The following is a 23,349-nucleotide window of genomic DNA, read 5'->3' as shown; positions in this document are numbered from 1 at the left end:
AGGGATCTGTTACAATGAACACCATTTTTCGACTCTTTATTTCAGTACAGGTCATCGGCCTGCAGACAGGACCCTGATAAGCCATGAGCAGAACCATCCGCATCGCCACCCGTCGCAGCCTGCTTGCCCTCTGGCAGGCGGAATATGTAAAGGCCGAACTTGAGCGCCACCATCCGGACCTGACCATTGAGCTGGTCACCATGGTCACCCAGGGTGACAAGATACTGGATACGCCACTGGCCAAGATCGGCGGCAAGGGACTGTTCGTCAAGGAATTGGAAACTGCGATGCTGGAGGATCGTGCCGATATTGCTGTGCATTCTATGAAGGATGTACCGATGGAGTTCCCACCTGGACTTGGGCTGGCAGTGATCTGCCCGCGGGAAAATCCAACCGATGCCTTTGTCAGCAATCATTACGCCAATCTGGATGATCTGCCACAAGGCGCCTGTGTCGGCACCTCCTCGCTGCGTCGTGAGGTACAGGTACGCGAACGGCGACCCGATCTGGTAGTGCGCAGTCTGCGCGGTAATGTTCAGACCCGTCTGGGCAAGCTGGATGCAGGCGAATACGACGCCATCATTCTGGCCACCGCCGGACTGCTGCGCCTGGAGCTGGATGAGCGTATTCGCTATCAGATGCCTCCCGAGGAAAGCCTTCCTGCTGGCGGACAGGGTGCCGTGGGTATCGAATGTCGCACGGATGACCATGAGCTGCACCAACTGCTGACACCGCTGCATCACAGCGCCACGGCCCTTCAGGTAGAAGCCGAGCGAGCGCTGAACAGAAGGCTTGAAGGTGGCTGCCAGGTCCCGATCGGCTGCTTCGCCGTGCTCAGCGATGACCAGTCACAACTCTGGTTACGTGGCCTTGTCGGCCGCCCTGACGGCACACTGGTGCTGCGCGATGAGATTCGCGGCGCATCTGCCGATGCCCAGGCATTGGGTATCGAGCTGGCAGATCGCCTGCTGGCAGCGGGTGCTGACAAGATCCTGAAAGAGGTTTACAGCGAGCGTGGTTAAAAAATCACCTGAGGCAGCGCCCCTGCGGGGGCAACTGGTGCTGGTGACCCGACCCGCGCATCAGTCACAGGGACAGACAGACCTGATCACCTCACTCGGGGGGCAGGTGCTGTCGCTGCCACTGCTGCAGATTGAGCCTGTGTGCGAAACAGACACCGCTGATTTTCAGCAGTTGAAGCGTTGCATTCTTGATCTTGACCTCTATACCGGCGTGATCTTTGTCAGCGCCAATGCCGCACGTCAGGGAGCTGCCTGGATCGATGCCTACTGGCCCCAGCTGCCACTGGGCGTAGACTGGATCGGAATAGGTCGCCAGACCTGCGACACACTCATGACGCTGGGATTCGAGGCATGGCATCAACCCGGTGGATTTGATTCGGAAGCACTGCTGCAGGCCAACTCCCTGCAACAGATCACAGACCAACGCTTTCTGATCCTGCGTGGTGACAGTGGTCGCGAGCTGCTATACGACACACTCAGCGCCCGAGGTGCCCGCGTCGACTGTGCAACCGTTTACTACCGCCGCTGTCCTCGCTATCCTCAGGCTATTGTCCAAAGTACTATTTATGATCAGCCAATATCCGCTATGCTGGTCACAAGCGGAGATGGACTGAGTAACCTGATGCAGATCACCGATCAGGCATCAGACGCTCAACGTAAGCAACTGCTTGAGACACGACTGATCCTGCCCAGCCCACGCATTGCCAGACTGGCAGAGCAGCTTGGCTTCACACAGATCACTATCGCGCAGGGACCTGATGACCAATCAATGGTTCAGGCTTTAATACCAGCCAACAAACTGGAAAAACCGGCATGAAAGAAACCCCAGACAACCAGGTCAAGCAAGACAGCAAGGCAGATACAGCGACTGAAAAAACCACACCAGTCGATGCTGCAAAGCCGACATCAGCAACAGCAACAAGCACGATAGCTGGCAGGAGCACAGCCTGGCCAGGCATTATCGCATTGATACTGGCGATCATCGCACTGCTGCTCAGTGGCTATCTGATCTGGGAAAATCTGAAACTGCAGCAACAGGCACAGAACCTGGAAAGCAACCTGCTCAGCCAGGTCGAATCAAGCCTTGCGGGTAGTCGCGCCGATGTATCCCAGAACCTGAGCAGCATCAATCAGCAACTGGGACAGATTCAGGCCAGTGCCGAAACCGGACAACGCAATGTCGATGAGCTGCATGAAAGGCTGACCCGCAGCATCCAGCAGGTCACTGCTCAGCAACGCACCTCCGACAAGGACTGGCTGCTGGCCGAGACCGAATATCTGCTGCGCCTTGCCAACCAGCGCGTACTGATGGAGCAGACCGCCAGTGGAGCACTGACTCTACTCAAATCTGCTGATGAGATACTGCTTGAAGCCGACGACGTATCCCTCTACCCCGTCAGGGAAGCGCTGGCGTCTGATATCGCCGCCCTCGAAGCGGTACCTCAGGTGGATACGGAGGGAGTATTCCTGCGTCTGAGCGCAATGAAGCAGCAGACATCGCAGCTGCGCCAGATTCCCGTGACCGACAGACGTCAGTTGCCCAACCTGCTGGAGGAGATGACACCCGACAGCCTCAAGGAGAGCTGGGGCAGCGGGGCAAAGGCGGCGATGAATCGTGCCATGGACAAGTTTGAGCAGCTGGTTGTGATCCAACGCCACAATGAGCCGATCGAACCGCTGCTGTCACCTGAACAGGCCTATTATCTGAAGCAGAACCTGGAGCTGATGTTCGAGCAGGCGCAACTATCGCTGCTGCAGCGCCAGCAGGCCGCCTATGACGACAGCCTGAGCAAGGCCGCTGATTGGATCAACACCTACTTTGAACCCCAGGACAGCACTACACAGGCTCTGCTGCGAGGCATCAGTGAGCTTGAAACCCTGAATGTCGCACCAGAAATCCCTGCGATATCCGGCTCACTGCAGGCACTGCAGGCTCACCTGGCGGAACTGAGACGACTCAAGCTGGAGAGGGCTCGCTCATGAAGAAACTCTTTCTCCTGCTGCTCATACTGCTGCTGGCCGGAGCCTGGCTCGGTCAGTTGATGATACAGGATGCCGGTTATGTCCTGCTGGCGTATCAACACACGACAGTCGAAACCAGCATCTGGGTGATGCTGGTGATACTGCTGGTTGCCTTTATAGTCATGCACCTGTTGCTCAACCTGATCAGCAGCATGGGTCTGCCAACAGGCCGCATCAAAGAGTGGCGCCTGAAGCGACGCCAGCAGGCTGCACGCAAAGCCACCCTGAAAGGGATGCTGGCAATGTCGGAAGGCAACTGGCTCAAGGCCAGGCGTGAACTGGTCAGATCTGCCGACGACGCCTCCGTACCCCTGATCAACCTGCTGGCAGCGGCCAAGGCCGCACACGAGTCCGGCGACAAGGCGGGTGCAGATGAACTGCTCAGCAAGGCTCTGAAAGCCGAACCCGATGCCGAAACAGCAGTGACACTGGCCCAGACTCAGATTCAGCTGGCCAGAGGTCAGAGTCGTGAAGCACTCGACAACCTGTTGAACCTGCGCAAGCTTGCTCCCAAAAACACTCAGGTAATGCTGCTGCTCAAGGACGCCTATCTGCAGTTGCAGGACTGGCAAGGGCTATCCGAGCTGCTGCCGGTGCTCAGACGTCATCGTGCACTGACGGAGGAGCAGCAACTCGCACTGGAACAGCAGTGCTATCTCATTCAACTGGAGCAGATACTGAGCCAGGCAGATGATTCGACGAATGAAGCCGGCGTGAAAGCACTGCAGTCCTTCTGGCAGAAATTGCCAACACCCGCCACGTCGCAGGAGGCACTGGTCAGTCGCTATGCCGAGCTACTGGGGAAGCTGGATGCGGGAAGCAAGGCCGAGGCCCTGCTGCGCGACAGTCTGAATCAGCACTGGAGCAACAAGCTGGTAATACAGTATGGCTGTATCAACAGTGGCAAACCGAAAAAACAGCTCGACACAGCCAGACAATGGCTGGAACAACAGGGTGAAAGTGCAGAACTGATGCTGACACTGGGCCGCCTGTCGTTGCTGAATCATAACTGGGGTGGGGCCGTGGAGTATTTTGAATCCAGTCTGAGACTGCAGCCCACAGCCGAAGCCTATGGCGAACTGAGCCGTCTTTATCACCATCTGGGCGATAAGGAGCAGGCACAACAGATGGTTGGACGTGCCGTGGAGGTCAGTGGACAGGGACTGCCATCACTGCCCATGCCACAGCCTGCTCTGGCCGGTAGCGCGACCCCGGCCTGAAGCAACGCATCGCTGGCAACTGCTCCTGAAATGGGTCATGAAAAGGTGAAAAGAAAAGGGGTCAGGTACATTTACGGCTCACCGTAAATGTACCTGACCCCTTTTCTGCACCGTAAATGTACCTGACCCCTTTTCCACCGTAAATGTACCTGACCCCTTTTCTGTGACCCCTTTTCTGTAAATGTACCTGACCCCTTTTCTTTGGGCATAAAAGAAGTAGGCGTTTAACGGTCGGCTTCTTGTTTCAATACTTCGCCACAATCAGGGCCTTGGCGCATAGGCAAAAACATCGGAGTGAATCTGCTGCGGCTTCAGCCCACGAGCCTCAAACCTGTCCAGCAGCGCATAGACCATTGCTGGCGAACCACTGGCAAAAAGCTGGACATTATCGACAGAGGTCAGATCTTCACTGATTGCATCCGGCAACAAACCTGTACGGCCCGTCCAGCCAGGGCTTTTGGACGGCTCGCTTACAACCGGTATGAACCTGAGATTGGCATGGCGTTCGGCCCACTGCTTTGCCAGATTTTCAAGATACATATCCTCCTCTACCCGCGCGCCCCAGTAAACATCAATCGGATTGCTGATGCCATTGGCCAGCAGATGTTCGACCATGCTCTTGGTCTGGGCAAAGCCGGTACTGGCCGCGGCAAATACCAGATGCGCACTCTCATCAGCGATGTCGCAGGCCTTTAGAAAACAGCTCCCCATGGGCAGGGTGATCTCCACCTGCTGCTGTGTCTGCAGATGGTCCAGAATGCCTTCATTAATGACACTGCCCGGCATATGCCGGATATGCAACTCCAGTGTTCGCCCGAGATCCGGGGCCGAAGCGATGGAGAAAGAGGCTTTCTTGCCATCCGGCAATGAAAGATCGAGATACTGACCTGCACAAAAATCCAGACTGTCGGTATCAGAAGCCACCAGAGAGAGCGTTATCCTGAACACATCCCGGTTCAACCGCTCAACCGCCACAATATCAGTCAGACGTTTATTCACTTAGCTTTCCTTCCGATCCTTTCGATCCGTTTCAGGGATGCCCAGCTCATCCCAGATCTCATCAATTCGTTGTTTGACCGCTGCATCCATGACAATGGGCTCTCCCCACTCTCGCGTGCTTTCACCCGGCCACTTGTTGGTCGCATCCATCCCCATCTTCGATCCCAGCCCGGAGACCGGGGAAGCAAAATCGAGATAGTCGATCGGCGTGTTCTCGATCATCACGGTATCGCGCTTCGGATCCATACGCGTAGTGATGGCCCAGATCACATCCTTCCAGTCACGGGCATTGATATCATCATCGCAGACAATCACAAATTTGGTATACATGAACTGACGCAAAAAAGACCACACACCGAGCATCACCCGCTTGGCATGCCCTGGGTACTGTTTTTTCATCGTCACTATCGCCATCCGGTAGGAACAGCCTTCGGGTGGCAGATAGAAGTCGACTATCTCGGGGAACTGCTTTTGCAGAATCGGAATGAATACTTCGTTCAGCGCGACACCCAGCACAGCGGGTTCATCCGGTGGACGCCCGGTATAGGTACTGTGATAGATCGGACTATTACGATGCGTGATGCGCTCAACGGTAAACACCGGAAAACGATCCACCTCATTATAATAACCGGTATGGTCACCGAAGGGCCCTTCGTCGGCCATCTCATCCGGGTTGATATAGCCTTCGAGAATAAACTCGGCACTTGCCGGCACCTGCAGATCACTGCCGATACACTTGATCACCTCCGTTTTGCCGCCACGCAACAAACCGGCAAACGCATATTCCGATAGAGTATCCGGTACGGGTGTCACCGCACCCAGAATCGTCGCAGGGTCGGCACCCAGAGCCACGGCTACGGGAAAAGGTTCACCCGGGCGCTGCTGCTTCCACTCACGGAAATCCAGCGCACCTCCACGATGCGCCAGCCAGCGCATGATTAGCTTGTTGCGCCCGATCAACTGCTGCCGATAGATACCCAGATTCTGTCGTGGCTTGTTCGGCCCACGTGTGATCACCAACGGCCAGGTCACCAGAGGACCGGCATCACCGGGCCAGCAGGTCTGAATCGGCAACTGATACAGGTCGACATCATCGCCTTCGATGACATGCGTCTGACAGGGTGCCGATTTGAGGAGTTTGGGCCCCATGTTCAGCACCTGACGAAACACCGGGAGTTTCTCCCAGGCATCCTTCAGCCCTTTCGGCGGCTCAGGCTCTTTCAGCTGCGCCAGCAGATGCCCGACATCACGCAGTGCCGTGACCGATTCAGCCCCCATACCCAACGCCACCCGCTCGGGCGTACCGAACAGGTTAGCGAGGACCGGGAAGCGGTAACCGACAGGGTTTTCAAACAGCAGTGCCGGACCACCGGCACGCAGGGTGCGGTCCGCTATTTCCGTCATTTCCAGATGCGGGCTGACAGGAAAACTGATGCGTTTAAGTTCACCGCGAGATTCCAGCAGCGCCATGAAATCGCGCAGATCTTTGTATTTGGGAGTCGACATGATTCAAGCTTGTCTGATCTGAGATAAGGAAGCAACAACCCATTCATAATCCGAATGGTCGGCCACACTATCAGAGGATACGGGAGCCAGAATTTACGCTGGCTCCCGTGGATTGGATCTTTTTTACTTACGCTTCATCGACTGGAAGAACTCTTCATTGGTCTTGAAGTCCTTCAGTTTATCGATAACGAATTCAGTCGCAGCGGAATCATCCATCGGGTCGAGCAGTTTACGCAGAATCCACATGCGCTGCAGCTCATCCTCGGTGGTCAGCAGATCTTCACGACGTGTACCGGAGCGACGAATATTGATAGCCGGGAACACGCGCTTCTCGGCAATACGACGATCCAGGTGCACTTCGGCATTACCGGTACCCTTGAACTCTTCGTAGATCACTTCATCCATCTTGGAGCCGGTATCTACCAGCGCCGTGGCGATGATAGTCAGACTGCCACCCTCTTCGATATTACGTGCTGCACCAAAGAAACGCTTCGGGCGTTCCAGAGCATGCGCATCCACACCACCGGTCAGTACTTTACCGGATGAGGGGATAACCGTGTTATAGGCACGTGCCAGACGCGTGATGGAGTCGAGCAGAATCACGACATCCTTTTTGTGCTCAGTCAGGCGCTTGGCTTTTTCCAGCACCATTTCGGCAACCTGCACATGGCGTGATGGCGGCTCGTCGAAGGTGGAGGCAACCACTTCGCCACGCACGGTGCGCTGCATGTCGGTCACTTCCTCAGGACGCTCATCTATCAGCAGGACAATCAGGTAGCAATCAGGGCTGTTACGCGTGATGCTGTTGGCAATATTCTGCAGCATCAGCGTCTTACCCGCTTTTGGCGGCGACACGATCAGCGCACGCTGCCCCTTACCCATCGGCGATACCAGATCGATAACACGCGCAGTGATATCTTCGGTACTGCCGTTACCCACTTCCATACGGATACGGGACTGAGCAAAGAGAGGGGTAAGGTTTTCAAACAGGATTTTGTTCTTGGCGTTTTCTGGACGATCAAAATTGATCTCGTCGACTTTCAACAGCGCGAAGTAGCGTTCGCTGTCCTTCGGGGGGCGTATCTTCCCGGAAATCGTATCGCCTGTACGCAGGTTGAAACGGCGTATCTGGCTCGGTGATACATAAATGTCATCGGGCCCGGCCAGGTAAGAACAGTCGGCTGAGCGAAGAAACCCAAAACCGTCCTGGAGAATTTCGAGAACGCCATCACCATGAATATCCTCGCCGCTCTTGGCGTGCTTTTTGAGGATCGCAAAGATGACATCCTGCTTACGGGAACGGGCCATGTTTTCGAGGCCCATGGTGTTCGCAATTTCCAGAAGGTCTGGAACACTTTTAAGTTTTAATTCGCTAAGATTCATAGTGTCTTTAGGTGCAGCCGCTAGGGACTGAAATATGAATGGAAATGAGGAGGTTAGTTGGAAAGATTCGGTTCTGATCAACTACAGTTATGATCAACTACGTGCGCAGGACAAAGATGAAAAAGTGCACGTAACTTCAATATAAAGGCTTTATTTTGCCATGTCCAGCACTTACCGAGAGAAAACGTGACCTGGCTCAACATAGTCACGCTTTCCACGGCAGCAGGCATCACAGATTGGCGTCGATGAACGCAGACAGCTGTGATTTTGACAGAGCACCGACCTTGGTGGCTTCAACATTACCGCCCTTGAACAGCATCAGAGTCGGGATACCGCGAATACCGAACTTGGGTGGTGTTTCATTGTTTTCGTCGATATTCAGTTTGCAGACCTTCAATTTTCCGGCGTACTCTCTGGAGATCTCTTCCAGAACAGGCGCAATCATCTTGCATGGACCACACCATTCAGCCCAGTAATCAACCAGTACGGGACCTTCGGCCTTTACCACTTCGTCTTCGAAAGTCGCATCGGTGACATTAACGATGTTTTCACTCATGAGATACTCTCTCCACAGCACCAGCTGCTCTTTATTCGACAATAAGAAAGGGATGATAACACCTGCATCAAATCTTTGTGAACACCTGCTGATCGAATCAATTGCAGGATTAATTGATATTCGCGCTTCTTTAGCCCTCTCGCCTCTGGCAAAATGCCTTGACCTTAAATCGCTTGGCTACACTCGGAAGAAAGGACATCGCACTCATGTACGATCAGGAAAGCACACCGGATCAGACAGAAAGAGGCTCACTGCTGGCGGCAGTTGATATGGGCTCCAACAGTTTCTATATGGTAGTTGCCCGGCTGGTGGACGGACAGCTCAAGCCGATAGATGTGATGTCTGAGAAGGTGCAGCTGGCTGCAGGACTCGACTCATCTGGCCTGCTCAGCGAAGCCTCACAACAGGTTGGACTTGAGTGTCTGAGTCGTTTTGCTCAACGCCTGACCGACCTCCCGCGCAAGTCGATTCGCGCCGTGGGTACCAATGCGCTTCGCGAATCATTGAACAGCGATGAGTTCATTGAGCGTGCCAGTCAGATTCTCGGCATTCCGGTACAGATCATTGCCGGTCGCGAGGAAGCCCGCCTGATTTATCTTGGTGTTTCCCATACGCTTGCTCATGACAGTGGCAGGCGCCTGGTGATCGATATCGGTGGTGGCAGCACCGAGTGCGTTATCGGTGAGCGCTTCGAGCCCCGCTTGCTGGAAAGCCTGCAGATGGGCTGTGTCAGTTTTACCAAACAGTTTTTTTACGGCGGCCAGATCAGCGAATCCGCTTTCGCCAAGGCGGAAACAGCAGCACAGCAGGAGTTACTGTCACTTCGGCGCGACTATCGCAGGCTCGGCTGGAGTAGCTGCGCAGGCTCATCTGGCACCATCAAGGCGATCAAGCAGGCCTGCGAAGCACTGGGCTATTGTGAAATCAGCCTGACTGCGACCGCCATTCGTAAACTGAAGGACTATCTGCTTAAACAGGGTCATGTGGAAAAGATCAGCTTTGATAATATCAAGCCTGAGCGTGTTGCCGTATTGCCGGCAGGTCTTGCTATTCTGACAGCCGCCTTCAACTCCCTTGGCATCAGGGAGATGGAGTACTCAGATGGCGCACTGCGCGAGGGTGTACTTTACGACATGGCAGGCAGGCTGCGCCATGAAGATGTCCGTGAGCGAACCATTATTGCATTGATGCGCCGTTATCATGTTGATACCAAACATGCAGCTGCTGTCGAGGCCACGGCACTGATAGCACTGGCTCAGATAAAGGACAAGTGGAACCTCGGCGATCCTGAGTATCACGATATGCTGTGCTGGTCTGCCCGCAGTCATGAAATAGGCCTGACCATCTCTCACTCGCGTTTTCATCGCCACAGTGCTTATCTGCTGCAGCATTCCGACCTGCCCGGTTTCAGCAACCTTGATCAGCTGCTGCTGGCATTTCTGGTACGCGGCCATCGGCGCAAGATTCCAAAGGATGACCTTCGTGCGCTGCCTAAACAGAAGCAGGATGCCTATCTGAAGCTGTGCCTGATCCTGCGCCTGGCAATCATTTTGCACCGCAGTCGCAGCAAGGCTCGTCTGCCCGCATTCAATCTGCGTGTCGAGGATCAGAAAATACATCTGAGTTTTCCACCGGGCTGGCTGACACAGCATCCACTGACGCAGGCGGATCTTGAACAGGAGATCGAATTCCTGCGGGCTATCGACTATAAGTTGAAGCTGGACTGACACCAGATGCCTGACAGCGTCGCGAACAAAGATCTCCGGCGGCGCTCTCAGGCACATGACAATAATTGCCAGGCGCATACTTACAGCCACAACTGATCAGGAGAAAAACTGATGTGGGAAAGGATGCCACTGCGGCTCAAGGGCTATCTGATTACCGGCACGGGCGTTCTGATGCTTTCTCCCGATGCCCTGTTCGTCAAGGACACTGAGACGGACGTCGCCACCTTCATGTTCTGGCGAGCACTGCTGCTTGGCAGCGTGCTGTTGCTGGTAGCCCTGCTGCGTTACCGTACCGAATTGCCACAGGCGATAAAACGCTGCGGCCTGGCCGCCTGGATCTGCCCGGTAGCGATCGCCTGTGGTGCCTGGAGCTTTGTGGCAGCCAATCGTCTTACCGCTGCCGGTAATGTATTGGTGATACAGAATATGGCACCCTTGATTGCCGGTATCATCGGACTGATCTTCTTTTCGCAGAAACTGCGATTGCAGACCTGGATCGTGATAATCCTGTGCGTATTAGGCGCAATCCTGATGGTGGCTGGCGAAATCGGGGCCGGCAATCCAATTGGCCTGGTCGTGGCACTGGCACTACCCGTCGCGATGGCCCTCAATACAACCGTCGCCAGTGCTCAGCGAGGTGTTGATACCACTGTGATTCTGCCTTTGGCCTGCGCCCTGATGCTGATACCTGCACTGTTGATGGGTGGCGCCAGCCTGCCAGAGTGGAGTGATATGAAACGCCTGCTGCTGCTCAGCCTGTTTTTCCTGCCCTGTGCCTATTTTCTGATCCAGAGCGGACCGCGCTATCTGCCGGGAGCTGAGGTCAGCCTGATGATTCTACTGGAAACAATCCTCGGTACACTGCTGGTATGGTGGTGGATTGGCGAGCTGCCTACTACTCTGGCCTTTATCGGTGGTGGACTGATACTCTCGGTATTGGCAGGCAGTGCACTGCTGGATCTTTATCGCATGAATCATAAAGCGGCCCGTGGTGCACCTGATCCAAGAGATATCCCTCGCTCACCAGACTGACAGGTTGTTGAATATAGGTTGTTAAATATAATCTGGATAGAGCTGCGCAATCCCCGACGCTCCTACCATATCACCCAGCAACCAGATCTGCTCAAACGGATGCTCTGGCGGCACACTGACTTTATCCAGGTTTTCCAGCAGCTCGCCGCGGGTCCACAGAGGATTGGCGTTACGAATCACCAGCCAGACTCTCTCGGAGTGATAGCGCTTGAGTGACTTGCTTTGCAGTATGGTATTCAGCGCCATCAACAGACGATGATCAGGCTCTGTCTGCAGCAGATGCTGCAGTGCAATGCGAGTTTCATCACTGAGCTCCCTGCCCAGCACCAGCATCGCCTCCTCCTCACTGCCATAAAGGTGTGCAATCTCGAGGTCGAGACGTACCTTATCCAGATAACAGGAGACATCAGGCTTTCGCGGCTCATTGTGCCAGATATGCCGCATCGGTACATGAAAGCTACGCTCATACTGACGCATGAAAACACGGGCGGCCTCATGCTCAATTCTGATCTTCTCCTGCTGACTGCTGGTCATCATGCCACTTCCTCTTCCTGACTGTCAGCCTAGCACTTACTCTTGAAAGAACAAAAAACAGACTACTGCAACCGCACCCCGAACACTGACTCCCGTACCACCTCAGAAGAGTGACAGCTGCTGTACGGTAAGCTGGTGCTCACTATCCGATTCAAGGCGATAACCAACTCCAAGCAGTCTGACCGGCCGCTCACCGCGCCGCCAGGCCTGCACCATCAGTGTCTGATAGAGCTCCCGTGTCGGCTGCAGGCAACCGGACTCGACCGTGGTCTGGGTGAAGTCATGAAACTTCATCTTCACCAGTATTCCCCGAATATGATAGCCACGCAGCTTGACATAGCGTTGCTGCAGATCTTCCAGCAATTCATCCAGATGAGACAGACAAGCCTCAAGATCCGGCAGATCACGCGCATAGGTATGTTCGGTGCTGATAGACTTGCGCACCCAGCTGGTTTTGACAGGTCGCTCATCTACCCCCCAGGCCAACTGGCTCAGGCGCTGACCGAAACGACCAAAATGACGCATCAGAAACTCAAGCGGTTGCCGGCGCAGATCGGCACAGGTATAGATCTGCAACTGATGCAGCTTTTCTGCGGTCTTGGTACCGACACCGTGAAGCTTTTCAATCTTCAACTCACTGACAAACTGATCCACCTGATCTGGCAGAATGACAAACAAGCCATCCGGCTTGTGCCAATCACTGGCGATCTTGGCCAGAAACTTACTCGGAGCAACACCTATGGACACCGTTACGCCAACCTCTTCGCGGACCCTCTGGCGTATCTCCTGTGCAATCAATGTGGCACTGCCACGGCAGACCTCTGAATCCGTTACATCCAGAAATGCTTCATCCAGTGACAGAGGCTCGATCAGATCCGTGTAATCCTGATAGATTGCCATGATCTGGCGCGACGTCGCCTTGTACGCCTCCATCCGGCCAGATACCAGGGTCAGGGTCGGACATAACTGCAGCGCACGGGCCGTCGACATCGCCGAGCGCACGCCATAATGTCGTGCTTCATAATTGCAGGTGGCAATCACACCGCGGCGATCCGAGGCACCACCAACAGCCATGGGTATACCGCGCAGGGCGGGGTTGTCTCGCATCTCAACCGCTGCATAAAAGCAGTCGCAATCGCTATGAAGGATCTTTCTCATAGGCTGATTGTAAGCGCAGCCTGCTCCGCCCGCTATCCATCAGCACTCATAAATCATGGGCGCTCGAACTGACTGACAATTCCATTCAACTGCTGACCCAGTCGTGCCATATCCTGACTGGCTTCGGACGAATGGAGAGCAGACGTGGCACACTCTTCGGCGATATGCCGGATACGATCAACACTCTGTGTAATCTCCTGAGACACCAGACTCTGCTCCTCAGCAGCGCTTGCAATCTGCGTGTTCATATCCTTGATCGCCAACACTCGGGTAGTGATGGTGTTCAGCAACTCATTGGCTGAACCTGCCTTTTCCACCGTCATCTCACTCGATTTCTGGCAATCCTGCATCTTCTGTACGACCCGCTCGGTTCCCCTTTGCACATTATCCACAAAGGACTGCACCTGCACGGTGGAATCCAGTGTGCGCTGTGCCAGTGTACGAACCTCATCGGCCACCACAGCAAAACCGCGTCCACTTTCACCGGCACGTGCGGCTTCTATTGCCGCGTTCAGAGCAAGGAGGTTGGTCTGATCCGAGATTCCCTTGATCACATCAAGCACCTGACCAATGGATGCCGTATGCTGCCCAAGCTCCGTGATGCCTTGCGCCATCTCCTGCAACTGACCTGCCAGATCACGGATACTGTCGATCATCAGAGTAACCATCTGCTTGCCTTCACCGGCATCATGATCTGTCTGCTCGGCCAGCGCCTGAGCTTCGGCCGCACTTTTCGCAATATCTGTAACCGTACTGACCATCTCCTCCATGGCCGTCGCAACTTCTACCGTCTCATTTTTCTGTCGCTGAGTACCATCACTGGTCTGTTGTGATACATCAGACAGCTTGTCAGAGGCGCTGAGCAATTGCTGCGAGCTGCTGCGGAACTGCTCAATCACCTCCTGTAGTGTCGCAAAGAACTCATTGGTATTACCCGCCAGTACACCCACCTCATCACGTGTTGTGACTGGCAATCTTTTACCCAGATTGCACTGCCTGTCTCGCAGATCCTGAACCATATCCTCGATCACATGACTGGCGGACAGCATCGGCCTGACCACACTGCGGGTAATCAAGTAAGCGATGGCTGCTCCCAGTAGAGCAGCTGCGACCACCAGCGTGATCATGATCAGACTGGCTGTGCTGATCTGCTGCTGAGTCTCATCACCGACCTGCTCCAGGCTGCTGAAAACATGCAGCTGAAGAGCATGTGCTGCATCTGTCAGTTCAGGCCCCTCCGGCAGGATGTGCTCTGCAAGAATCTGCTGATAACGATCTGTCAGCTCCGTCAGTTGAGTGAATGCCTGCTCATAGCTTTCCCAGGTTCGGGCCAGGTCCGCAATAATCACCTGAGTCTCCAGTCCGGCGATCTCTTCAAAATCACTGATCGTGAAGCGCGCATCATCAATCAGAAATCCCGCTTCACGGCGAGCCGCGTTATCCATGGTGACAGAGAAAAGACCGACCTGCGTACTGGCATTCAGCACCTGTCCCTGTGCCGCAACAGCAACACGCACTTCGGTCAAACGTCCACTGACCAACGCAGTTTCAACCAGACGTTCAATTTCACGTCGCGCCGCCGGACCAAGATCATTCAGCAAGCGCTCTCTGATCTCGTTGATTTCTGTATGAAGAGGTACCAACTCTTCGCTGAAGCGGCGCCCAAAAGCACCATGCCGGGATGCCAGCGCATTGATCATCTGCTGTCGCTGCTCATCATTGAAATGCTCACCAGCATCCTGTATCAAGCCCTGGCTCTGATTGCGATAGCTGGTGAAGGCTGCGGCATCTTCCACAGAGCCACTTATTCTGAAGTTGAACATCGCCAGCCGCTCGTCATAGATGGAGCGCATGATTTCGGTCGCGCGACCGGTGTTGGGAACCATATTGCCGGTAATGACAGTAGTTGTCTGGCTGACACTGCCCAGATTCAGCACTGCAATGGTACCCACCAGTATGATGACCACCAATAGAAAAGCCGGTGCGACCAGGGATTTACCCAGTACACCCAGCGACCTGACGTTGCTCTTATTATTATTCACCCTGCTCTCCCACTTCATCAACCGGTTCAGTGCCAATACAGAGTGACAGCAAGCTGCAGATTGCTGTCCTTACACTGAATTTTAGTTCATTAACAGCAAGGGAGATGCCACAAAATAATAACTTATTTGAAATCAGTCAGATGAGCTTTTTTCAGTATCAGGGAGAGGCGCCGGAGCAACATAAATGTGCGGAAATCCACCCATTGAAAGAACTATCGGGGTGGTTATCCGACAACCAGGGAAGGAAGAGATACAGAGGCGGCCAGCAATCTGGCCGCCTCTGCCTGTGACTTAAAGCTGAGGACCTGCAGCGATGATAGCTGCAGAGACACCATCGAACTTCTTGAAGTTTTCGACAAATTTACCGATCAACTCAGCCGCTGCGGCATCATAAGCAGCCTTGTCCTGCCAGGTCTCACGTGGATTGAGCAGGCTGGCATCAACACCAGGTACACTGACGGGAACTGAGAGATTGATACCGGGCAATGCCACCGTCTCGCAATCCTTCAGCGCACCGCTCTGAATCGCACTGATGATGCCACGTGTTGTTGGTATGCTGAAACGCGTTCCCGTGCCGTAAGAGCCGCCTGTCCAGCCAGTATTAACCAGGTAAACACGCGAGCCGAAGGCTTCAATACGCTTCATCAGCAGGTCGGCATACACATGTGCCGGGCGCGGGAAGAAAGGCGCACCAAAGCAGGTGGAGAAGGTAGACTTGATACCGCCGCCAGAGCCCATTTCTGTCGAACCCACCAGCGCCGTGTAACCGGACAGGAAGTGATAGGCTGCCGCTTCCTTGGTCATCACCGATACGGGAGGCAGAACACCGGTCAGGTCGCAAGTGAGGAATACAATCGCATCAGGCTCAGCCCCCATGTTGGTCTCGGTGCGCTTCTCGACATGCTGCAGTGGGTAAGCACAACGACCGTTTTCGGTCAGCGAGGTGTTGCAGTAGTCAGCCTTGCGATTCTCATCCAGTGTGACGTTTTCAACGATGGCGCCAAAGCGGATAGCATCCCAGATGATTGGCTCATTTTTCTGGCTCAGGTTGATGGTCTTGGCATAGCAGCCACCTTCGAGGTTAAACACAACCCCTTCACCCCAGCCATGCTCGTCGTCACCGATCAGGTAACGATCAGGATCAGCTGACAGGGTGGTTTTTCCGGTGCCCGACAAACCGAAGAACAGCGTAGTGGAACCATCATCTCCAACGTTGGCAGAACAGTGCATCGGCAGCACATCATGCGCCGGCAGCAGGAAGTTCTGCACTGAAAACATCGCTTTTTTCATCTCACCGGCGTAACGCATACCGGCAATCAGCACTTTGCGCTGTGCAAAGTTCAGAATCACACAACCATCGCTGTTGGTGCCATCACGCTCGGGCACGCATTCGAAACCGGCAGCATTAAGTACCTGCCACTCACCCTTGCCAGCCGGGTTATAGGTTTCCGGGCGGATAAACAGATTCAGACCGAACAGGTTCTGCCAGGCCGTCTCTGTCGACATGACAACAGGAAGATAGTGACTGGGATCTGCGCCCACATGAACCTGCGCAACAAAGTGCTCGCGGTCTGCCAGATGAGCTTCAACCCGCGCCCAGAGTGCATCAAATTTATCTGTATCGAACGGGCGATTGATACCACCCCAATCTATGTCGTCAGCCGTTGATGACTCTTTGACAATATAGCGATCCAGCGGAGAGCGGCCGGTACGTTTACCGGTGGTCACCACCAGGGCACCACTGTCTGCCAGCACACCTTCGTTTCGCCGGACAGCGAACTCCACCAGTTCGGCGGGGCTCAGGTTCTGGTGTGCGTTATTAGCGGTCTGTTCAGTCATTACAGAATTCCCTTGGCTATGAGCCAATGATTACCTGGAGAGCAAACATCACCCCCGGTCACAAATCAGCGCGACCGAAAGCAGATTCTGCCGTTTCTATTGCCTGATCCCAGGTCTGGGTGTCAGAGCTCATTGTTCAATCTTATTATGGGGTCGAGCATTATTACATAAAAAAAAGCGCAATGGGATCACTCGGGTTATCCCTTAGCCACCGACGCATATAAGAAACAACTAAAGTATAATTCCAGTCTGCAGACGCTGCCGGTGCTGATCTTCTGATCACTACCGGATCAATGCAACTGCTCCTGATTACCCAGGTGACCACCCTCAGCATAGAGCGCGGTGATGTCTGTAGTGTCGAATCCGTAGCGCTCATTACAGAACTGGCAGTCCACCTCTATCAGCCCACCCTGCTCCAGCAGCATCTCATTCAACTCCTGTTCGGTCATGAACTTGAGCGCCTGAGCACAACGCTCACGACTGCAGTCGCAATGGAAACGTATGGCTTTAGCTTCAAACAGACGACAGGTCTCCTGATGATATAACCGATACAGCAGCTCCTCATTGTTCAAGGACAACAGCTCTTCCGGTGTCAGGGTCTGTGCCAGCATTTCAACTCTGTGCCAATCCTCCTTCACCTCTTCGACACCCGGCAATATCTGCAACATGAGTCCTGCTGCATGTTGACCATCCGCTGCCAACTGGATATGAGTAGACAGTTGTTCAGACTGCATGAAATAGTCCTGCAGACAGGAGGCCAGGCTTCCCCCCTCAAGCGGAACCATACCCTGGTAGCGCTGCCCATTGGCAGGCTCTATGGTCAGCGCCAGATGCCCTTTACCCAGCAGGCTGGCCAGAGAAGTGTCTTCCGGTAACTCATCGTTGAGTCTGGCGATGGCACGCAGCTCATTCTGATGGTTACACTCGGCCATCAGCAGACGCACACTCCCGTCACCCTGTGCCTGAAGCAGCAGACGCCCTTCAAACTTTAGCGTGGAGCTGAGCAGACTGACTGCTGCCAGCATTTCACCCAGCAGATTCTGTACGGCAGCAGGATAGGCATTTCGGCTCAGCACTTCCTGATAGCTCTGCTCCAACCCGGCCACCACACCCCGCACATCCAGGTCATCAAACAGAAAGCGTTGAATTGTATCAGCTGTACTCATCCTGGTTTTCCAATATATGCCATTGACCTCTGACAGACTGAGCGTGCATCTCGGCACACAACCTTCTGTTTGCCAGACAGGCAATTAATTCAAATTATCAAGAAACGATTATGGAGCGGGCCCGATCGCACTGCTACCATAAGGGTTCGATTTTAACATATTTGATCCTGTGAGTAGCCATGACACGGACCCGCCCTGTTTTTTCTGATACGTGGCAGTTTCTGCCGCTGATCACCCTGCATCTGGTTGCACTGCTGCTGTTCCTGAGTTTTATCCTGCCGGCAGGATTCGAACTCTGGCGAGTACTGGATCGACAGGTGTTTTTTGCCCTGAATGGTACTCTGGCAGACGGCGGCGACTGGGCGCTTTTCTGGGCCTGGGCAAATACGCGGGAAAAGGATCTTGTTCTGGCGGTGATCATGCTGCTGTTTCTGGTTTTTCCGCGCCTGTGCTTTCATCGCCTGCAGTTACAGCAAGCGCTGGTGGGCTTTCTCGCACTGATGCTGTTGCTGCTGCCCTTTCGCTACGGCTTTTATGAGTTGGCAAAGGTGATGGATCTGACCGGCCCAAGCCCCTCGCGCGAGCTGACACCCTCCATTATGCTGACTGAGCTTTTCCCACATATCAACGCCAAGGACTCTGCAGGGCGGAGCTTCCCGGGGGATCATGCTACCGTGATGCTGCTGTGGTTCGGCTTCCTGTTATGGAATCGCCGCTCTTTAGGCACGCTACTGGCCGGTGTGCTGACAGTGCTAGCGATCCTGCCACGCATGGTCGGTGGTGCGCACTGGTTCAGTGATGTTGCAGTCGGCGGGCTGGTGGTCGCGCTGCCGGTGCTGGCCTGGGCCTGCTACACCCCGATAACCCTGTGGCTAACTCACAAGTTGGAAAAAGCCTTTTTACCTCTGTTTGATCTGTTCAGCTGGATTCCGCTACTGGGGCGCCTGCCCTTTTTCGCCGCCAGCCACGCAAGACGTCAACAGAAAGCTGAGGCTAATCCCAGCTCCCCTTGACGCGCAGCAACTCGCGCCGGCTTTTCTTGTCAGGCTTCGCATCAGGGGCGGAGCCGTGCATCTTGCGCTGCGAGGCCTTCTCCGCACGCTGAGTCTGACTGTCCTCTGTTTCCCGATACAGCAGTTGCGCCTCAGCCGCTCCGCGTCGTTGGCCCGACAGCGCCAGCACGATCACGGTTTTTTCCTCATTACCCTGACGGATCTGGATATGCGCCCCTAGCTCAACGGCCTTGCTGCATTTGCTGCGTTGGCCGTCATAGTGGACCTTACCCCCTTCAATCATCTGCTTGGCAATGGCGCGGGTCTTGTAAAAGCGTGCGGCCCAGAGCCATTTATCCAGACGGATTCGCTCATCTTGTTCAACTTGGTTCATCGGATTGGCATCACTTCATCAAAATGGTCTATTGCCGGAAACTCAGTAATGGAGCGTCTGGGTCCCTGGCTGTCAGGCTGCCTGATGCTGAGCAGATGGTGGATACCATACTCACGTGCCGAATGCAGCACTGCCAGCGAATCATCAATCAGCAGGGTACGCCGCGGATCGAAAGGCTCCAATGTCTGCAGACGTTGCCAGAAAAGCTGCTCCTCCTTGGCTGCCTTCAGGTCATGTGAGCAGATCACGCGGTCCACCAACTGATCCAGTCGCGTCAGCTCCACCTTCAGTGTCAGGCTGCCCTGATGCGCATTGGTAACGATCACAGCGCGCAACTTCTGCTTTTTGAGCTCCTGCAAAAACACCTCGACATGGGGCCGGAATGCGATACGGTCAGCCACCTCACGCTTTAGCTCAGCCACAGGCAGTTGCAGTTCGCGTGTCCAGTAGTCAAGGCAGTACCAGTTCAGGGTCCCCTGCTCACGCACGATGCGCTCATGCAACCAGGCTCTGGCCTGCTCAGGATCCATCTGATGAAACTCAGCATAACGAAGCGGAAGAAACTCCAGCCAGAAATGGGAGTCGAAATGTAGGTCAAGCAGGGTGCCATCCATATCCAGAAGTACGGTATCTATGGCTTGCCAATCAAGCATAATCAGTTAACACTTCAGTTCTATAAAGGGTTCAGTAACGGGTTCAGTAACAGGCTGGCTCTAGTATGCCCCCGGCTGTAGTGATTTAGAAGAGTGATTTAGAAGAGCGATTTAGAAGAGCGACTCAGGAGAGCAGATGACAATTACCCCGGAACTGACACAGTCACTTCTTCAACTCAGCGAACAGGCCGGAGAGGCCATTCTCGAGATCTACCATGATGTCGACAGATGGCAGGAGAATACCAAGTCAGACGACTCACCGGTCACGGCGGCAGATATCGCCGCACATCACCTGTTGTTGCAGGGGTTGCAGCGCATCACACCCGATATACCGATTCTCAGTGAGGAATCTGCCGAGATACCCTGGTCAATCCGGCAGAGCTGGGGTCGTTACTGGTTGCTGGATCCTCTGGATGGTACACGGGAGTTTCTGCAGCGTAATGATGAGTTCACGGTCAACCTGGCCCTGATCGAGCAGGGCAAGCCCATATTCGGTATCGTCTATGCGCCTGTATCGAAACACCTCTACTGGGGTGGCGATGGTAAAGCCTGGCAACGGGTAGCTGATCACACCAGCCGGATCCATACTCGCACTGCCGGCAGAAAAATCACACTGCTTACCAGTCGTCGTCACGGTAAGGCTGAAGCTGAGGCCTTTGCCGATAAACTCGCCTCCTGCTGCGACGAAGTAGATACACTGGCTTATGGCAGCTCCATCAAGCTGTGCCTGATTGCGGCTGGCGAAGCGGATCTCTATCCACGACTGGCACCCACCAGCGAGTGGGATACCGGCGCAGGACAAGCGATACTGGAGGCAGCAGGTGGAGCACTTTACAACCTGGATACTCACAACATTTTACATTACAACTGTAAGGAATCCCTGTTGAATCCTCCTTTCGTCGCCTGTGGTGATCCTGAGCTGCTGCAGCTGCTGCTGGAAAAAAGCACAACACTGGAAAGCCACTGACCTTGATTTCCACAGTGCCGTCCCCATCAACTAATGGAGAAAGGGCTGAATGTCGCTTTGCTGCAGCCAACTCACCGGCTGCAGCAGCTTGACCCCCTCGAATACCACACATTTTGTGCCATGATACCGCCCATATTAAGTGCTATGATCATGACACTGCGGATGCCTGCATCCATCGATAACAATCAGTTTTATGCTAGAACACTGTCAAATCAATAAGGTGAATCACGATGAGTTTTGAACTGCCAGCACTGCCCTATGCCAAAGACGCTCTGCAACCACACATCTCTGCCGAAACCCTTGAGTATCACCACGGCAAGCACCACAAAACCTATGTAGACAAGCTGAATGGTCTGCTCCCAGGCTCTGAATACGAAGGCAAGACACTGGAAGAGATCATCACTTCCGCACCGGCTGGCGGCGTTTTCAACAATGCTGCACAGATCTGGAACCACACGTTTTACTGGCACTGCCTGTCACCCAACGGTGGCGGCGCACCGACTGGCCCGATTGCTGATGCGATCAATGCCAAGTGGGGCTCTTTCGAAGCCTTCCAGACCGAGTTGAACGACAAGGCTGTGAACAACTTCGGCTCCAGCTGGACCTGGCTGGTCAAGAATGCCGATGGCTCTCTGGAGATCGTCAACACCAGCAACGCCGGCACACCAATGACCAGTGGCCAGACCGCGCTGCTGACAGTCGACCTGTGGGAACATGCTTACTACATCGACTACCGCAACGTGCGTCCAAACTACCTGAATGCCTTCTGGGCGCTGGTAAACTGGGACTTCGTGAACGAAAACTTCGCCAAGTAAGGCCCCTGAAGGATCTGCTCCGCTGGAGCAGATCTGCCGCTGACTCTGATGTGTCAGCGGCCGCTTATACCATGACAAAGATCACCTCTACAGACACCCACCCCGAAGGTAATTCTCGCCCGGTCACCTCACGTCAGAGTGATATCCATCCTGGCCTTTCGGCACTCGCTGAGCGCTATCGTGATCTACACTTTCGCAAGCCCGTGGCCGATTTCAACCAGCTTGCCTTTGATCAGGCCAGTGAACTTCTGTCTGCGCATGGTGGGCCACTGATTCTGGACTCAGGCTGCGGGGTCGGTGACAGTACTCGCGTTATCGCCCGCACCTACCCGGATCATCTGGTACTGGGATTGGATCGCTCCGAAGATCGTCTGGTACGCCAGCGACAGGAGCCTCTGCCGGACAATGCACGACTGATCAGAACCGACCTGATCGACTTCTGGCGCCTGGCTGCGACTGCCGGCTGGAAGCCGGAACATCACTTTCTACTCTACCCGAACCCCTATCCCAAGCCACAGCAGCTGCAACGCCGTTTTCATGGGCACCCCGTATTCCCTGACTTCGTCAGGCTGGGCGGCACCATCCATTGTCGCAGCAACTGGCTGATCTATCTGAAAGAGCTGGCCCTTGCGCTAGAGTTGTATGGTATCAACTCGCACATCACACCAGTGCCCGACGAGCCGTCCATGACACCTTTCGAGCAGAAATATCGCAACAGTGGACAGGCTGTATGGAAGTTGCTCAGCGTACCGCCACCTGATCCAGGCGACGCGAAATAACCTCTATACGATCTTTAGTCACGGCGATAAACGTCGCACCGGCATGGTAAACACCCAGATCACCGCCGTCATAACGATGGAATGAACTGGTTGCCTGTGTCATGCGCATATCCAGCCACTGGTTCTGCTCTTCAACCTCCCGGAAACGAGCCTGCTCAGGCAGATAATCCAGCAGATCATGAAACAATACGTAAAGCTGGGCATCATAAAGATGGGAAATATTGGAGATGGTCCGATTCAGATCAGCCTGGTCGGTGGCCTCGGTCAGCACCTCCTCCAGTTGGCGAATCGGCCTCGAAAAGCTCGGGCTCCATTCCAGCGTAGTGATGATGGGTGTGATCTCCGGCTCTGCCGGTACTGGTTCTGCAACCACAGGTATTGACCGTGTATCAGACGCCGAGGACGACGTCAGATAAGGGATGGATATATCATCCAGGGTACCACAGGCTGAAAGCAGCAGTAGTGACGGCAACAGCAGGCCTGCACCGAGCAGTTTAGTGAATTTCATCTCATATTCCCGCAGTGTTATCAGAAAAACGCTAT

Annotated in this window: 22 protein-coding genes; 10 read left to right on the top strand and 12 right to left on the bottom strand. The window is 54.4% G+C overall.

Features of this window, described 5'->3' with window-relative positions; genetic code table 11:
- Nucleotides 1-83 precede the first annotated feature (83 nt).
- Genes hemC through F7R27_RS14550 form a run of 4 tightly spaced genes read left to right on the top strand, consistent with a single transcriptional unit; the run spans nt 84 to nt 4,264 of the window.
- Nucleotides 84-1,022 carry a hydroxymethylbilane synthase gene (gene hemC, locus F7R27_RS14565; RefSeq protein WP_151705000.1) on the top strand — a complete coding sequence of 313 codons (939 nt, stop codon included), beginning with the start codon at nt 84-86 and terminating at the stop codon, nt 1,020-1,022.
- Nucleotides 1,015-1,839, top strand: coding sequence for a uroporphyrinogen-III synthase (locus F7R27_RS14560; RefSeq protein ID WP_151704999.1), 825 nt, complete (start codon nt 1,015-1,017; stop codon nt 1,837-1,839). The genes hemC and F7R27_RS14560 overlap by 8 nt, the downstream gene beginning before the upstream one ends.
- Nucleotides 1,836-3,005: a uroporphyrinogen-III C-methyltransferase gene (locus F7R27_RS14555; RefSeq protein WP_151704998.1), complete on the top strand. Its 1,170-nt coding sequence runs from the start codon at nt 1,836-1,838 to the stop codon at nt 3,003-3,005. The genes F7R27_RS14560 and F7R27_RS14555 overlap by 4 nt, the downstream gene beginning before the upstream one ends.
- Nucleotides 3,002-4,264 (top strand): heme biosynthesis HemY N-terminal domain-containing protein, encoded by a 1,263-nt coding sequence (locus F7R27_RS14550; RefSeq protein WP_151704997.1) that lies wholly within the window; start codon nt 3,002-3,004, stop codon nt 4,262-4,264. Before F7R27_RS14555 ends, F7R27_RS14550 begins: the two co-directional genes overlap by 4 nt.
- Nucleotides 4,265-4,525: 261 nt before the next feature.
- Here F7R27_RS14550 and F7R27_RS14545 read toward each other — a convergent pair whose 3' ends face one another.
- The 4 genes from F7R27_RS14545 to trxA all read right to left on the bottom strand — a co-directional run bounded on the left by F7R27_RS14545 (nt 4,526) and on the right by trxA (nt 8,708).
- Nucleotides 4,526-5,263, bottom strand: a complete 738-nt coding sequence (locus F7R27_RS14545; RefSeq protein WP_151704996.1) for an NAD(P)H-flavin reductase — start codon at nt 5,261-5,263, stop codon at nt 4,526-4,528.
- Nucleotides 5,264-6,769, bottom strand: coding sequence for a 4-hydroxy-3-polyprenylbenzoate decarboxylase (gene ubiD, locus F7R27_RS14540; RefSeq protein ID WP_151704995.1), 1,506 nt, complete (start codon nt 6,767-6,769; stop codon nt 5,264-5,266).
- A 123-nt stretch (nt 6,770-6,892) separates the two neighbouring features.
- A complete protein-coding gene (gene rho, locus F7R27_RS14535) occupies nt 6,893-8,152 on the bottom strand; it encodes a transcription termination factor Rho (protein WP_151704994.1) in 1,260 nt (419 codons plus the stop codon).
- Nucleotides 8,153-8,381: 229 nt separating this feature from the next.
- Nucleotides 8,382-8,708: a thioredoxin TrxA gene (gene trxA / locus F7R27_RS14530; RefSeq protein ID WP_151704993.1), complete on the bottom strand. Its 327-nt coding sequence runs from the start codon at nt 8,706-8,708 to the stop codon at nt 8,382-8,384.
- A gap of 206 nt (nt 8,709-8,914) precedes the next feature.
- Here trxA and ppx point away from each other — a divergent pair, with 206 nt between their 5' ends.
- Together ppx and F7R27_RS14520 are read left to right on the top strand one after the other, a co-directional pair.
- Nucleotides 8,915-10,435: an exopolyphosphatase gene (gene ppx / locus F7R27_RS14525; protein WP_151704992.1), complete on the top strand. Its 1,521-nt coding sequence runs from the start codon at nt 8,915-8,917 to the stop codon at nt 10,433-10,435.
- 111 nt (nt 10,436-10,546) lie between these two features.
- Nucleotides 10,547-11,467 carry a DMT family transporter gene (locus F7R27_RS14520; RefSeq protein ID WP_151704991.1) on the top strand — a complete coding sequence of 307 codons (921 nt, stop codon included), beginning with the start codon at nt 10,547-10,549 and terminating at the stop codon, nt 11,465-11,467.
- A gap of 21 nt (nt 11,468-11,488) precedes the next feature.
- Here the strand turns inward: F7R27_RS14520 and F7R27_RS14515 are convergent, their stop codons facing one another.
- The 5 genes from F7R27_RS14515 to hslO all read right to left on the bottom strand — a co-directional run bounded on the left by F7R27_RS14515 (nt 11,489) and on the right by hslO (nt 18,206).
- Entirely contained in the window at nt 11,489-12,004 is a 516-nt protein-coding gene (locus F7R27_RS14515) for a hypothetical protein (protein WP_338088406.1), read from the bottom strand.
- A 99-nt stretch (nt 12,005-12,103) separates the two neighbouring features.
- The gene (gene dinB, locus F7R27_RS14510; RefSeq protein WP_151704990.1) at nt 12,104-13,159 is read right to left on the bottom strand and encodes a DNA polymerase IV; all 1,056 of its coding nucleotides are present in this window, start codon (nt 13,157-13,159) and stop codon (nt 12,104-12,106) included.
- A 53-nt stretch (nt 13,160-13,212) separates the two neighbouring features.
- Entirely contained in the window at nt 13,213-15,201 is a 1,989-nt protein-coding gene (locus tag F7R27_RS14505; RefSeq protein WP_168927518.1) for a methyl-accepting chemotaxis protein, read from the bottom strand.
- Nucleotides 15,202-15,492: 291 nt separating this feature from the next.
- Complete coding sequence (locus F7R27_RS14500; RefSeq protein WP_151704988.1) at nt 15,493-17,040, bottom strand: phosphoenolpyruvate carboxykinase; 1,548 nt, start codon at nt 17,038-17,040, stop codon at nt 15,493-15,495.
- Between the two features lie 290 nt (nt 17,041-17,330).
- Nucleotides 17,331-18,206, bottom strand: a complete 876-nt coding sequence (gene hslO / locus F7R27_RS14495; protein ID WP_151704987.1) for an Hsp33 family molecular chaperone HslO — start codon at nt 18,204-18,206, stop codon at nt 17,331-17,333.
- 179 nt (nt 18,207-18,385) lie between these two features.
- Here hslO and F7R27_RS14490 point away from each other — a divergent pair, with 179 nt between their 5' ends.
- Nucleotides 18,386-19,219 (top strand): phosphatase PAP2 family protein, encoded by an 834-nt coding sequence (locus tag F7R27_RS14490; protein ID WP_151704986.1) that lies wholly within the window; start codon nt 18,386-18,388, stop codon nt 19,217-19,219.
- Here the strand turns inward: F7R27_RS14490 and hslR are convergent.
- Together hslR and yrfG are read right to left on the bottom strand one after the other, a co-directional pair.
- Nucleotides 19,200-19,592: a ribosome-associated heat shock protein Hsp15 gene (gene hslR, locus F7R27_RS14485; RefSeq protein WP_151704985.1), complete on the bottom strand. Its 393-nt coding sequence runs from the start codon at nt 19,590-19,592 to the stop codon at nt 19,200-19,202. The two genes, F7R27_RS14490 and hslR, sit on opposite strands and share 20 nt — an antisense overlap.
- On the bottom strand, nt 19,589-20,245 hold the full coding sequence (gene yrfG, locus F7R27_RS14480) for a GMP/IMP nucleotidase (RefSeq protein ID WP_151704984.1): 657 nt from the start codon (nt 20,243-20,245) through the stop codon (nt 19,589-19,591). The genes hslR and yrfG overlap by 4 nt, the downstream gene beginning before the upstream one ends.
- Nucleotides 20,246-20,381: 136 nt before the next feature.
- Between yrfG and cysQ the strand changes: the two genes are divergently transcribed.
- The 3 genes from cysQ to trmB all read left to right on the top strand — a co-directional run bounded on the left by cysQ (nt 20,382) and on the right by trmB (nt 22,806).
- The gene (gene cysQ / locus F7R27_RS14475; protein ID WP_151704983.1) at nt 20,382-21,212 is read left to right on the top strand and encodes a 3'(2'),5'-bisphosphate nucleotidase CysQ; all 831 of its coding nucleotides are present in this window, start codon (nt 20,382-20,384) and stop codon (nt 21,210-21,212) included.
- A 230-nt stretch (nt 21,213-21,442) separates the two neighbouring features.
- Entirely contained in the window at nt 21,443-22,027 is a 585-nt protein-coding gene (locus F7R27_RS14470; RefSeq protein WP_151704982.1) for a superoxide dismutase, read from the top strand.
- Nucleotides 22,028-22,098: 71 nt separating this feature from the next.
- Entirely contained in the window at nt 22,099-22,806 is a 708-nt protein-coding gene (gene trmB / locus F7R27_RS14465) for a tRNA (guanine(46)-N(7))-methyltransferase TrmB (RefSeq protein WP_151704981.1), read from the top strand.
- Here trmB and F7R27_RS14460 read toward each other — a convergent pair.
- Entirely contained in the window at nt 22,769-23,314 is a 546-nt protein-coding gene (locus tag F7R27_RS14460) for a hypothetical protein (RefSeq protein WP_151704980.1), read from the bottom strand. The genes trmB and F7R27_RS14460 overlap by 38 nt on opposite strands.
- Nucleotides 23,315-23,349 lie beyond the last annotated feature (35 nt).

Origin of the sequence: Nitrincola alkalilacustris (genome assembly GCF_008973755.1) — a bacterium.
In the GTDB taxonomy this organism is placed as follows: Bacteria; Pseudomonadota; Gammaproteobacteria; order Pseudomonadales; family Balneatricaceae; genus Nitrincola; species Nitrincola alkalilacustris.
The sequence above is the reverse complement of the archived record's forward strand: the minus strand, read 5'-3'. Positions and strand labels throughout refer to the sequence as shown.